Annotated in this window: 15 protein-coding genes; all 15 read left to right on the top strand. The window is 48.8% G+C overall.

The annotated features are described in order from the left end of the window. The first annotated feature begins 7 nt into the window (after positions 1–7). The 15 genes from IEY53_RS12985 (at position 8) to frr (ending at position 12556) form a co-directional block, all read left to right on the top strand. The gene (locus tag IEY53_RS12985; RefSeq protein ID WP_189025486.1) at positions 8–1402 is read left to right on the top strand and encodes a protein-glutamate methylesterase/protein-glutamine glutaminase; all 1395 of its coding nucleotides are present in this window, start codon (positions 8–10) and stop codon (positions 1400–1402) included. A 34-nt stretch (positions 1403–1436) separates the two neighbouring features. Further along, the gene (locus tag IEY53_RS12980; RefSeq protein ID WP_189025484.1) at positions 1437–3506 is read left to right on the top strand and encodes a chemotaxis protein CheA; all 2070 of its coding nucleotides are present in this window, start codon (positions 1437–1439) and stop codon (positions 3504–3506) included. A 27-nt stretch (positions 3507–3533) separates the two neighbouring features. Further along, positions 3534–3995 (top strand): chemotaxis protein CheW, encoded by a 462-nt coding sequence (locus tag IEY53_RS12975; protein WP_189025482.1) that lies wholly within the window; start codon positions 3534–3536, stop codon positions 3993–3995. 36 nt (positions 3996–4031) lie between these two features. Next, positions 4032–4625 carry a chemotaxis protein CheC gene (locus IEY53_RS12970; protein WP_373293853.1) on the top strand — a complete coding sequence of 198 codons (594 nt, stop codon included), beginning with the start codon at positions 4032–4034 and terminating at the stop codon, positions 4623–4625. Beyond that, complete coding sequence (locus tag IEY53_RS12965) at positions 4618–5115, top strand: chemotaxis protein CheD (protein ID WP_189025673.1); 498 nt, start codon at positions 4618–4620, stop codon at positions 5113–5115. The genes IEY53_RS12970 and IEY53_RS12965 overlap by 8 nt, the downstream gene beginning before the upstream one ends. Before the next feature lie 17 nt (positions 5116–5132). Next, a complete protein-coding gene (locus tag IEY53_RS12960; protein WP_229696125.1) occupies positions 5133–5534 on the top strand; it encodes a hypothetical protein in 402 nt (133 codons plus the stop codon). 94 nt (positions 5535–5628) lie between these two features. Then, the gene (locus IEY53_RS12955; RefSeq protein ID WP_189025478.1) at positions 5629–6417 is read left to right on the top strand and encodes a FliA/WhiG family RNA polymerase sigma factor; all 789 of its coding nucleotides are present in this window, start codon (positions 5629–5631) and stop codon (positions 6415–6417) included. A gap of 24 nt (positions 6418–6441) precedes the next feature. Next, positions 6442–7845: a flagellar assembly protein A gene (locus IEY53_RS12950; RefSeq protein WP_189025476.1), complete on the top strand. Its 1404-nt coding sequence runs from the start codon at positions 6442–6444 to the stop codon at positions 7843–7845. Between the two features lie 56 nt (positions 7846–7901). Further along, positions 7902–8213, top strand: a complete 312-nt coding sequence (locus IEY53_RS12945) for a hypothetical protein (RefSeq protein WP_189025474.1) — start codon at positions 7902–7904, stop codon at positions 8211–8213. A gap of 39 nt (positions 8214–8252) precedes the next feature. Next, the gene (locus IEY53_RS12940; RefSeq protein WP_189025472.1) at positions 8253–8831 is read left to right on the top strand and encodes a hypothetical protein; all 579 of its coding nucleotides are present in this window, start codon (positions 8253–8255) and stop codon (positions 8829–8831) included. Next, a complete protein-coding gene (locus tag IEY53_RS12935) occupies positions 8828–9484 on the top strand; it encodes an endolytic transglycosylase MltG (protein WP_189025470.1) in 657 nt (218 codons plus the stop codon). The genes IEY53_RS12940 and IEY53_RS12935 overlap by 4 nt, the downstream gene beginning before the upstream one ends. 196 nt (positions 9485–9680) lie before the next feature. Continuing rightward, complete coding sequence (rpsB, locus tag IEY53_RS12930; RefSeq protein WP_036692565.1) at positions 9681–10382, top strand: 30S ribosomal protein S2; 702 nt, start codon at positions 9681–9683, stop codon at positions 10380–10382. Positions 10383–10509: 127 nt separating this feature from the next. Beyond that, the gene (gene tsf, locus IEY53_RS12925; protein ID WP_189025468.1) at positions 10510–11160 is read left to right on the top strand and encodes a translation elongation factor Ts; all 651 of its coding nucleotides are present in this window, start codon (positions 10510–10512) and stop codon (positions 11158–11160) included. 112 nt (positions 11161–11272) lie between these two features. After that, entirely contained in the window at positions 11273–12001 is a 729-nt protein-coding gene (gene pyrH / locus IEY53_RS12920) for a UMP kinase (RefSeq protein WP_025705355.1), read from the top strand. Beyond that, positions 12002–12556: a ribosome recycling factor gene (gene frr, locus IEY53_RS12915; RefSeq protein ID WP_189025466.1), complete on the top strand. Its 555-nt coding sequence runs from the start codon at positions 12002–12004 to the stop codon at positions 12554–12556. Positions 12557–12576 lie beyond the last annotated feature (20 nt).

Genomic DNA, 12576 nt, shown 5'->3' with positions numbered 1-12576 from the left:
AAATGATATGAAGCCATATAAAGTTTTGGTTGTTGATGATTCTGCATTTATGCGCAAGATCATTTCCGATTTGGTAGAAAAAGACGCTGACTTTCAGGTAACGGCAACGGCCGCTAACGGACGTGAGGCAATAGAGAAAGTGAACGAGCTTCGCCCGGATTTGGTGACTATGGATGTGGAAATGCCGGAAATGAATGGCCTGGAAGCGCTGAAAATAATAATGGCCTCACAGCCCTTGCCGGTCATTATGCTGTCGGGGATTAATGAAGAAGGCATGAAGGAAACCATTAAGGCTCTCGAATGGGGTGCCTTTGACTTTATCCGCAAACCGTCGATCTCCAATTCCCAGGATATCACGCTTGTTGGACAGTCACTTAAAGAGCAAATGCGTGAAGCCATGCTGGCCCGCAGACAGCGTGAAGCCAGAGCCTTCTCGGATAAAACCCCACAGCCATCTGTGGAAGCTGCACCGCCGCCTGCTGCGGCTGTCAAACCAGCTGCACCGCCCGTTAGGAAGATTCCTGAGCTACCGAAGAAGACAGCCGGGGGTCTGCCGGGCAATCAGGCAGGCCAGCGTGTTCCAGCGCCAAAATCTACTCTCACAAATGAAACAGCCAGAGCTGCGCGGTCAGAGCCAGCCGAAGGTAGCGGTTCACTAACCAAAAAGGTGAAGCCGCCTACCCCTGTGGCGGACCGGATGGACAACCGGTCCAAAGTACAGCGAATGACTACTTTTCCAGCTGCGCAGCATCTGCCGGAGCCTTCGGGCCAAAACCCTGCCGGGCCACCAGCATTACCGCCAGATGTAAAGTCCGGCACCAAAGCACTCCGCAAGCTGGTTGCCGTTGGCTGCTCAACAGGGGGTCCGCGGGCACTTAAATCATTGCTTGAGAACATACCGGCTGATTTTCCGGCACCGGTTGTGATTGTGCAGCATATGCCGCCCAATTTCACCAAATCCTTGGCGCAGCGGCTGAATACGTTCAGTCCGCTTGAAGTTACGGAAGCGGAGCAAGGAATGATCTTGCGGAAGGGAGCGGCTTACATCGCTCCGGGAGGTTATCACATGAAAGTGGCTCCGGCGCCTGGCGGCGAATATGCAGTGGTTCTCACGAAGGAAGATGCGCGTAATGGTCATCGGCCTTCTGTGGATGTTTTATTTGAATCCCTGCTGGCTCTGACAACGCTCGAACGTCATGCAGTGCTCATGACCGGAATGGGCAGCGACGGTGCCAGAATGATGAAGGCTCTATATGACTCAGGAGTTACATCCACCTTTGCCGAGAGCGAAGAGACCTGTGTGGTATACGGGATGCCGCGTTCTGCGGTGGAATTGCAGTGCGTCAGATATGTTCTGCCGCTGCAAGAAATTGCTCCAAGGCTGGTACAAGCCGTTAAATAACGGAAAAGCGAACTCGAAGGGGAGGTGCTCGTTAGTGGACATGAATCAATATTTATCCATGTTTATTGATGAGTCAAATGATCATCTGCAATCATTGAACGAAAGTATGATGGGGCTGGAAGCAAATCCTGAGGATATTAGTATCGTTCAGGTCATTTTCCGGTCAGCGCATACCTTAAAGGGTATGGCGGCTACGATGGGCTTTGAAGATTTGGCTTCACTTACACATCAAATGGAAAATGTTCTGGATTTGGTCCGCAACAATAAGCTGCGGATGCAGGATTTTATTTTTGACACCTTATTCAAAAGTCTGGATGCCCTTGAATCCATGGTTCAGGATATCACGGCCGGCGGCGACGGGAAAGCGGATGTATCCGCTATTGTATCTGCTCTCCAGGCTATTGTTCGCGGTGAGGTTCCATCTGCAGGTACAGCTGCAGCGGCCAGTGAAGCTCCTGTTGCTGCGGGCGATGCTCCCATCTTATTGGACGAATTTCAATTCTCCGTACTGGAGCAGTCCATTCTGGAAGGCCATCAAGTCATGTATGTGGACGTTGCAATCCGCAAGGATTGTCAACTGAAAGCTGTTCGTGCATACATGGTATTTGACCTTCTGGAGCGTTCCGGTGAAGTAGTGAAATCCTTCCCTTCGGTGCAGGACATAGAACAGGAGAAATTCGATTACGGGTTCTCCCTCTACTACATAACCCAAAAGGAAGCTTCCGAAATACAGGCAATGATTATGAATTTGTCGGAGATCGAGAAGGTTTCTGCAGTTGCCCTTGATCAGGAATCGCTGAAGCAATTGGGCCAGGATACGGTTGCTGCGACTGCTGAAGCGCCTCCAGAGGCTCCGGAGGCAGCAGCTTCCGCGGTTTCTGTTGCCGCAAAGGCTGCTGCTCCGGCCGAGGCCCCCAAAGCAAGTGCAGCTCCAGCGAGAACCGGCGGGGCGCCTTCAAGAACCATTCGTGTGGATATTGAGCGGCTTGATGTACTGATGAATCTGTTCAGCGAATTGCTTATTGACCGGGTCCGCCTTGAGCAGCTTGCTTCCGAGGTGCAGAACGGGGATCTTACGGAGACCGTTGAACACATGAGCCGGGTCAGCGGGGATCTGCAGAATATCGTAATGAAGCTGCGGATGGTTCCTGTAGATACTGTATTCAACCGCTTCCCGCGGATGATTCGCGACCTCGCCAAATCACTGGACAAAAAAGTCGATCTGGTAGTTACCGGTGCTGAAACTGAAATGGACCGTACCGTTATTGATGAAATCGGAGATCCTCTGGTGCATTTGCTGCGCAACGCAGTTGACCATGGTATTGAATCGATTCCAGACCGGATTGCCGCCGGCAAACCGGAGATGGGCACGGTGTATTTGCGGGCTTTTCACAGCGGGAACCATGTCTTTATCGAGATTGAGGAAGACGGGGTAGGTATTAATTCAGAGAAGGTACTGCAGTCAGCGGTCAAAAAAGGCGTGATTACCTCCGAGCAGGCGGCCGGGATGTCCGATGAAGAAGCTCATCAATTGTTGTTCGCACCCGGGTTCAGTACTGCAGAAGTCATCTCTGATGTATCCGGCCGCGGGGTAGGGCTGGATGTCGTAAAAGCGAAAATAACTTCTCTTGGCGGGAACGTTACCATCTACTCCACACCGGGCAAAGGCACTAATTTCTCGGTACAGCTTCCGCTTACGTTGTCTATTATCGCCGCTATGCTGGTTCGGATCGGTTCGGAAAAATATGCGATTCCATTGTCCTCCATTGTGGAGACAGGAATTGTGAAACAAAATCAAATCCGGACAATTCATGGCAATAAGATGATCGAGTTCCGCAACGCACATATTCCGCTGCTCTCACTGAGTAAGCTGTTCTCCGTTCCCGATTACGATGAAAGCACGGAAGAAGAGACGGAAATTGTCGTGGTCCGCAAGGGCGAACGGCTGGTTGCTTTGGCGGTTCAGGATTTTATTGGCCAGAACGAAATCGTCATCAAGAATTTGGGCAAATATTTGCCTGAGGTTCAGGGAATATCCGGGGCAACCATTCTCGGCGACGGACAGGTTGCACTCATTATTGATCCGAACGCTTTTATTAAATAACTAGGATAGAACAGGGAGGTTCATTCCATGGCTGAAGATATTAAAGTGATAGTGTTCAAATTAGGCGCAGAGGAATACGGGATTGAGGTAGATAAGGTACAAACGATTGAGCGTATGATGCCGATTACCCGCGTACCCAAAACCTACGCTTTTATCAAAGGGGTCATCAATCTTCGGGGGGTTGTTATCCCTGTAATTGATCTGCGCGGACGTTTTGGCATTGATGAGGCGGAACATACCGATCAGACCCGCATCATTATCGTAAATGTCAATGAAATGGAAGTGGGGTTCATCGTTGACTCTGCGAATGATGTCATTGATTTGAATAGGGATTCTATTGATACGCCACCGGATGTTGTTGGGGGAATCAGAGCTAAATACTTAGATGGAGTGGCCAAGATCGGAGAAGACCGTCTGCTGATTATGCTTAACTTGTCGGAAGTGCTGAACAAGGGCGAGATCATTCAATTAGAAAGCCTAGAGGGCTAACCTGTGGAACTATTCAAGAATTTCAAGGATTTCAAAATGGACGTTCTCAAGGAAGTGGGGAATATTGGCGCCGGCAACGCAGCCACAGCGTTGTCGCAATTGCTGAACAAACCAATTGACATGGCGGTTCCCAAAGTACAATTGCTTTCTTTTGAAGAAATTACGGAAAAAGTTGGGGGTGCCGAGGAATTCGTATACGCGGTATTCCTGCGGGTGGAAGGTGAAGCGCCCGGTAACCTGTTCTTCATCCTCACTCCGGAGGCGGCAATGAGCTTGCTGGGCCGTGTCGCGGGTATTGAATTGTCGGGCAACAGTGAGCTCAGCGAAATGGAGCTTTCCGCATTAAGCGAAATCGGCAATATCCTGGCAGGTTCCTATTTGTCTTCATTGGCAGATTTCACCTCCCTCTCGATGTATCCGACTGTTCCGGCACTGGCTATGGATATGGCAGGCGCGATTCTGAGCTACGGGCTGCTGCAGTTTGGTCAGATGGGGGATGATGCATTGCTGATTGATACGACGTTTATGGAAGGGAAGAACGAAATTGAAGGGCAGTTCTTTCTCATACCCGATCCGGAATCATTCCCGAAAATCTTCCAATCACTAGGAGTGCCGTTTGAAAATGATTGAAGAGCAGAGCATTATCAAGGTAGGAATGGCAGACCTCAACGTGGGGAGCGAGCACAGTATGATCCGTACTACAGGTCTGGGTTCCTGTGTGGGATTAACGTTGTTTGATCCGGGAAAAAAGCTTGCAGGCATGGCCCATGTCATGCTGCCGTCATCCGAGATCGCCCGTGATGGACAACTTAATATAGCGAAGTTTGCAGATACCGCGGTACCGGAGCTTTTGACCCGATTGCTTGCGCTTGGAGCGGTCCGCAGCCGGATCGTGGCCAAAATGGCCGGAGGCTCTCAAATGTTCGCTTTTGCCGGGGGGAACGATACAATGAGGATCGGGCCTCGTAATGTGGAATCCTGCAAGCTTGCTCTTGAATCTTTAAATATTCCATTGATTGCGGAAGATACAGGCGGCAATTATGGCCGTACGATAGAAATCGCCTGTGCCAGCGGAATATTGTTTATCCGCAGTGTGCAAAAAGGCAATAAGGAATTATAATTATGACAGGAAACCTATTGATAAATTTAATATTCGGATTGGTCGGCTTCTTCTTCACCTTTATTACAACCTATGGGAATAATTTACTTCAAACCAGTATCATACGCGGGTTATTTGGATTTGTTGTCTGGTTTGTGCTTGCTTTCCTCTTGAGATGGGTATTGGGTTTTATTACTAAATCATCGGCTTCCCCGGAAGCCGTGGATGATAACCCCGAAGAGGGTGGGGAAGCACTTGGTGTAAAGCTGGATATCAGTACCCCTGATGAGGATGATGAACTAAGAAATCTCCTGAAACCGAAACCGGCGCCTGAAGAAAGGAACAGTGAGGGATTTACGCCGCTTCAGCCGCCCAAGCTGGTTTCAATGAAGGATCCTGAAGAATTGGCCAAGGCCGTTCGTCACCTGAAAGAAGAATAAGCGAGTGCCTAGTGGCGGAACAGGTTATCCTGCTCCCTCTGAACGTTTCGCAGCAGTAGGCCCGCTGACTAAACTTTGGGAAGGGTGAAAGCTATTGAACGAGCGTAAAGCTGCTCAATCGGAAACGGATGAACTCTGGGAACGGTGGAAAGAACAAGGTGATCCCGAAGCCAAAAAGAGGCTGATAGAGAGTTATCTCCATATTGTAGATTACGTTTCCAGTCGTTTGGCTGTGGGGTTGCCCAAAAATGTGTCCAAAGATGATTTGGCCAGCAACGGTGTTATGGGTTTGATTGATGCCATTGAGAAATTTGACTACAAACGCGGCTTGCAGTTTCAGACCTATGCCTCTTGGCGGGTCCGTGGTGCCATTCTTGATTCATTGCGGCAGAGTGACTGGGTTCCCAGGTCAGTGCGTGAAAAGGCAAAAAGGATAGAGGATGCTTACCAGCAATTAGAACAGAAATATTTACGGTCTGTCAGTGACGAGGAAATGAGCCGTTATCTGAATATCAGTGAGCCGGAGTTTCAGAATATGCTGCAGGATGTGGCAGTAATGTCGCTTTGCTCACTGGAAGATCCGATCCGGGAAGAAGAATCAGAGACCCGAATGTCCATCCTGGTTGATGATAAAGCCAAGAATCCGGACCGCAAGGTCAATGAATTTTATTTGCGAGATACTCTCACCAAAGGTATCGAGAAATTAACGGTGAAAGAACGGACCGTAGTGTCCCTATTATATTATGAAGATTTATCTCTCAGCGAAATCGCAGAGGTGATGTCACTTTCCCCTTCTCGGATTTCGCAGCTTCATTCCAAAGCTATATTAAGGCTTAGAGGAACATTGGAGAAAAACCGGGATCTCCTTATGCAAAACGATTAACCGGGCGGACAAGGGAGGCATAAAATGATTGGACATTATGCTTTGAATCAATACTTGAACATCACATTTTCGGCAGACAAGGGAACTGCATACCTACAGTTTTCCAAAAAAGATGAAGAATTCACCTGTTCGATTGAAGACTTGGAAGCTTTTTTACACAGCAATGAGGTTCGTTATGGTATTCAGCGGGATATCGTCCGTCGTATCAGCAGCAATCCGGAGGAATATTTTTTTAACCGTGTTCCAATTGCTATGGGTGAACCTGCTGTAAACGGTACCGATGGTCGGGTCGTGCTGACTGTAGATCTGGAGGAAGACCGCAAACCGCTGGAAAAAGCCGACGGCAAAGTGGACTACAAGGATCTGGTCAGACTGCACAATGTCCGCAAAGGCCAGTTGATTGCGACCATCATTCCTCCGCAGCCTGGAAAATCTGGCAAAACAGTAACCGGTGAGGAGCTTGTCTTCAAGCCTGGAAAAACCGCACATTTCAAGGTGGGTAAAAACGTTGTGGTGGATAATTCGGAGACGTCCATGTATGCTGCGATCGACGGATTGGTCACCCTTACCGACAAGGGCAAAATCAATGTATTTCCGGTGTATGAGGTCAACGGAGACGTCGATTACAGTACGGGAAATATAGATTTTGTAGGGACGGTGGTTATTAGAGGAAATGTGCTCACCGGCTTTACCGTGAAATCGGCAGGCGATATTCGGGTTGTAGGCGGAATTGAAGGTGCCGAGTTAATTGCAGGCGGTTCCATCGAAATCACCGGAGGTATTATCGGCTACAATAAAGGCCATGTTATCGCTGGGAAAAATGTTAAAGTGTCCTTCATACAAGACGGAAACGTAGTGGCCGGTGAAGATGTTATCGTCTCTCAAAGCATTATGCATTCCAATATAAGAGCCGGGCAGGATGTGCTCTGCAACGGCACCAAGGGATTGATCGTCGGAGGCAGTATTCAGGCAGGGGACCGAGTAGTTGCCCGAACCATCGGGAATTCAATGTCCACCGCAACCTCGATTGAAGTTGGTGTTCTTCCTGAACTGAGAAACGAGATTAATGAACTGCGGCAAGAGCTTAAACAATTGCTGGAAAATGAGGACAAGACTACCAAAGCCTTGTATTTACTCAATCAACTGGCTAACAGCGGCCAACTTTCACCTGACAAAGTGGCCCTTCGCGTCAAGCTGAATGCTACGAAGCAGTCACAGCAGCGTGAAGAAGCGAGAATCAAATCAAGGGTGCTGGAAATTGAAAAGATGCTTGAGGATACGGGAAGAGCGAGAGTAGAAATTATCAAGACGATCTACGGTGGTTCGAAGATTATGATTGGCAGATACACTCGTTTTGTAAAAGATGCCACCGAACGGGTCGTATTCAGCTACAATGAAGGCGATATATCTTTAACTCCGTACAATTAATCAGGCGGGCTGTGTCACAGCGACCCGTCATTATTTGTGAGAAGAGAGGGTAGCCTATGAGCTTGAACTCTGTGGAATTGCAGATCGCCGTCCCCCGTACAATGGAAGCGGGGAAAATTCATAACGAACTTCAACAGCGCCCTGCACTGGATCAGCAGCAGCTGGCCGGGCAGAACGTCAAACAAAGCCAGGAACTGGCTCAGCGAAGTACAGAGGTCGATGATCCCTCCGAGGCCGCACTGCGTGATGATGGCGGACGCGGTGAACACGGGGGGAGCGACAACGCTTCGGAAAGACGCCACAAGCCCGAGGGCATTCGTGATGCGGAGCACCCTTTTAAAGGGCGCCGTATTGATCTGAGCCTGTGAAGCAGGAATTTTGATACTGTGTAAAAGGAGATAACGCATTTGCAACCATGGCTGTATATTGTGCTGGTAGGTGCCGTCGCTATTGTGTATGCCTTGATGCTGCCGGCACGCGCACGGGAAGAAAAGGCTGGAAATCAAAAACTGAAAGAAACCGAGGCAGCACTTGAGCTGTACATGGCGGATATGGAACGTGAGAATGATGAGCTGGTACAGCTGGTCAGCAGCATGAAGCAGCAGGCACAATCCAATATGAACACCATCCAGGAGCAGATGACAGGACTTGGCACTGAGCTGCTTGAATTGAAGAATCATTCACACCAGCTTGAAGCCCGTTTATTGGCAGAAGAAAAGAAAGTAGCGGAGCTAGCAGCTTCTTACGAGCAGGCAGTTAGCCGTTCAGCCGTACAGGCGGCGCAGAATAGCGCTCCGGTTCCTCCAGAAGCAGATTCTTCCGAGCCTGTCTTAAGGCCGGTCAGTTCCATCAAGCTGCGTTATCCGCGCCTGTTTGAACTGCACGAGCAGGGGAAATCGATCGATTCCATTGCCAAGACCGCCGGACTCCAGCGGGGAGAGGTGCAGTTGATACTGCAGCTAGCCAAACAGGAGGAGACCGTATGAGAAAGAATCGCTCCTTTATCCTGGGGGCAGGATGTGGTCTGATCGTTGGGGCTTTGCTGCTTCAGCTTATGATATCCGGCGGGGCTGCTCCGCTCACTCAGGAGCAGATTCTGGCGGGGGCCAAACAGCTGAACCTTACCGTTACGGACGAGGCGGGGACTGTACTTACGACCACTTCAGAGACGGGCAGCAACGTCCCTGAAGAAACAGCACCCGGCCAGACAGGAAAGAACCAGACAGCAACAACATCACCTGGTCCTGCTGTCACCACAGCTCCGTCTCCCGTCACCACGCCGAAACCTCCGGCTGCCGCAACGACCGCTGCCGAACCGTCAGCTCCGGCTAAACCTTCCGCACCTGCCAAGGGCAGCGCAGAGAAGCCTGCAGCGGCGTCTCCCTCTGCGCCTGCCGCACCTAAGACGCAGGGGGTTCCAGCTCCCAATATCGTCCGTGTAACTATCCCAAGCGGCAGTAACTTGGCTGATACGGCTGACCTGCTGGAGCAATCCGGAGCCATTGCGGACAAAGCGGCTTTTTTGAAAGCGGCTTATTCACGGAAGATTAATACCATCATTCAATATGGCAACTACAGTTTCGAAAAAGGTGAGAGTCTGAACTCCATTATTGATAAAATAATATCGGTCAAGAAGTAGCTGCCGCCGCAGCTGCTTTTTTTTTGAGAAATGAAGCGTTGCAACCACAATTAAATTGTGGTATATTAATTGACGGTGTTAAAACACACGCCGGTTGATTTCGACAAGAGGTGCTTTCTTCTGAAGAAAGTCTTGCCGGAAGATGACACATGGCGGAGGAGACACACAATAAACCAAAACTAGGAGGTGTGTGAAGATGGCAGTAATCTCCATGAAGCAGCTTCTCGAAGCTGGGGTACACTTCGGTCATCAGACTCGTCGTTGGAATCCAAAAATGGATCGTTATATCTTCACTGAAAGAAACGGAATTTACATTATTGACCTGCAAAAAACGGTCAAGAAGGTAGAAGAGGCTTACAATTTTGTGAAAAGCGTCGCTGGCGACAACGGCACAATCCTGTTCGTAGGAACAAAAAAACAAGCTCAAGATTCCGTGAAAGAAGAAGCTGAACGTTCGGGTATGTTCTTCATTAACCAACGTTGGCTGGGTGGTACACTGACTAACTTCCAAACTATCCAAAAGCGTATTGATCGCCTGAAGAAATTGGAAGCTTGGGAAGAAGACGGTACCTTCGCAGTTCTGCCTAAGAAAGAAGTAATCCTTCTCCGCAAAGAGAAAGATCGTCTTGAGAAATTCCTGGGCGGTATCAAGAACATGAAAGGTCTGCCAAGCGCGCTGTTCATCATCGACCCGCGTAAAGAGCGCATCGCTGTTGCGGAAGCTCGCAAATTGGGTATTCCAATCGTTGCAATTGTTGATACTAACTGTGATCCGGATGAAATTGACTATGTAATTCCAGGTAACGACGACGCGATTCGCGCTGTAAAACTGTTGACTGGTAAAATGGCTGATGCTGTTGTCGAAGCTCATCAAGGCGAAGACACAACAACTGCTTAAGCAGTATTATACAAGAACTTAAATGAAAAGGGTGGTTGGCAGGTGGATAACCTCTCACTGCCCTTTTTTTAGGATAAAGGGTTTCAATAATGTAAGAAAACGACAATTTACTTGGAGGGAATAAACAATGGCAGTAGATGCAAAGGCAGTAAAAGAACTTCGTGAAAGAACAGGCGCAGGGATGCTGGATTGTAAAAAAGCGCTTGAAGAAGCTAACGGCGATATCACAAAGGCTGCTGAGCTCTTGCGTGAAAAAGGCTTGTCTGCAGCTGCAAACAAAGCTGGACGTATTGCTACTGAAGGCGTAGTGGAATCCTACATCCACGCTGGAGGCCGCATCGGAGTTCTTGTGGAAATCAACTGTGAAACTGACTTCGTCGGCAAAACAGATTCCTTCAAAGACTTTGCGCGTGATATTGCTATGCAAATTGCAGCAGCCAACCCTCGTTATGTACGCCGTGAAGAAGTGCCGCAAGAAGAAGTAGAGAAAGAAAAAGAAATTTTGAAGGCCCAAGCCCTGAACGAAGGCAAGCCTGAGAAAATCGTTGAAAAAATGGTTGAAGGCCGCATCAGCAAATTCTACGAAGAGTACTGCTTGCTTGAGCAATCCTTCGTGAAAGACCCTGACAAAACCATCTCCCAACTGCTTAACGAAAAGATCAGCACAATCGGAGAAAATATCTCCATCCGCCGTTTTGCCCGTTTTGAACTGGGTGAAGGTCTTGAGAAAAAAGTCGATAACTTCGTAGAAGAAGTAATGGCACAAGTTAATCAATAATAAGATTTCAGGAATACACTGACATGGTTTGAACTGAATATAGGCGAGCATCAAAAGAGCGGAACACGTACACGTAGTGTTCCGTCTTTTGTAAGAAAGTGAGGGTATACAATTGGAACAGCCGGTATTTAAGAGAGTAGTCCTTAAAGTTAGCGGAGAGTCATTGGCAGGACAAAACGGATATGGTATTGATGCCGACACGATTATTTCCATCGCCGAACAAGTAAAGGAAGTCGTGGAGCTTGGGGTTCAGGTTGCCATTGTCTGCGGCGGAGGCAACATTTGGCGCGGGATTGCAGGTAGTGCAAGCGGTATTGACCGTGCCACTGCGGATTACATGGGCATGCTGGCGACGGTGATGAATTCGCTCGCATTGCAGGATGCTTTGGAGCAAATTGACGTGCCGACACGGGTTCAAACATCGATTTCAATGCAGCAAATTGCCGAGCCTTATATCCGCCGCCGTGCGATACGGCATCTGGAGAAAGGCCGCGTGGTTATTTTTGCAGCGGGTACGGGCAATCCGTTCTTCTCCACGGATACCACTGCTGCACTTCGGGCTGCCGAAATCGAAGCAGAAGTTATTCTGATGGCGAAGAACAAAGTGGATGGCGTGTATTCTGCGGATCCTTTCAAAGACAGCACTGCTGAGAAATATGAACAACTTACTTATATGGAAGTGCTGAATAAGAATCTTGGCGTCATGGATTCCACGGCCTCCTCACTATGCATGGATAATAATATACCGCTCATTGTGTTTGCCATTACGGAACAAGGTAATATCAAACGTGTCGTCCTCGGTGAGAAGATCGGGACGATTGTCAAAGGGAGTGTAGATTAAATGCCGCAAGCTATTAAGAAAAGTGCTGAAGAGCGTATGGAAAAAGCGATTTTGTCACTGAAACGGGATTTGTCGACTTTGCGTGCGGGCCGTGCTTCAACAGCGCTGCTTGATCGCATTCAGGTTGAATATTACGGGGCACCTACCCCGATCAACCAATTGGCTAACATCAGCACTCCGGATTCCCGGACATTGATTATTCAGCCATGGGATAAAACTTCATTGTCTGACATCGAACGGGCTATCATGAAGTCCGATCTGGGGCTGACACCTGCCAACGATGGAACGATTATCCGTCTTTCCATTCCTCCGCTGACTGAAGAGCGCCGTGGTGAACTTGTGAAATTCACCAAAAAGTTCGGGGAAGAAGCTAAGGTAGCCATCCGCAACATTCGTCGTGATGCCAATGACGATATTAAAAAGATGGAGAAAAACGGTATTTCGGAGGATGAGTCCCGTGGACATCAGGAAGATATCCAGAAGTCTACGGATAAATTCATAGCCGAAGTCGACAAAGTGCTTTTGTCCAAAGAAAAAGAGATTATGGAAGTATAAAGTTACTTAAGATATTCATG

Source organism: Paenibacillus albidus (assembly GCF_014644435.1).
GTDB classification, from domain to species: domain Bacteria; phylum Bacillota; class Bacilli; order Paenibacillales; family Paenibacillaceae; genus Paenibacillus_AQ; species Paenibacillus_AQ albidus.
This window is presented reverse-complemented; position numbering and strand designations above follow the sequence as displayed.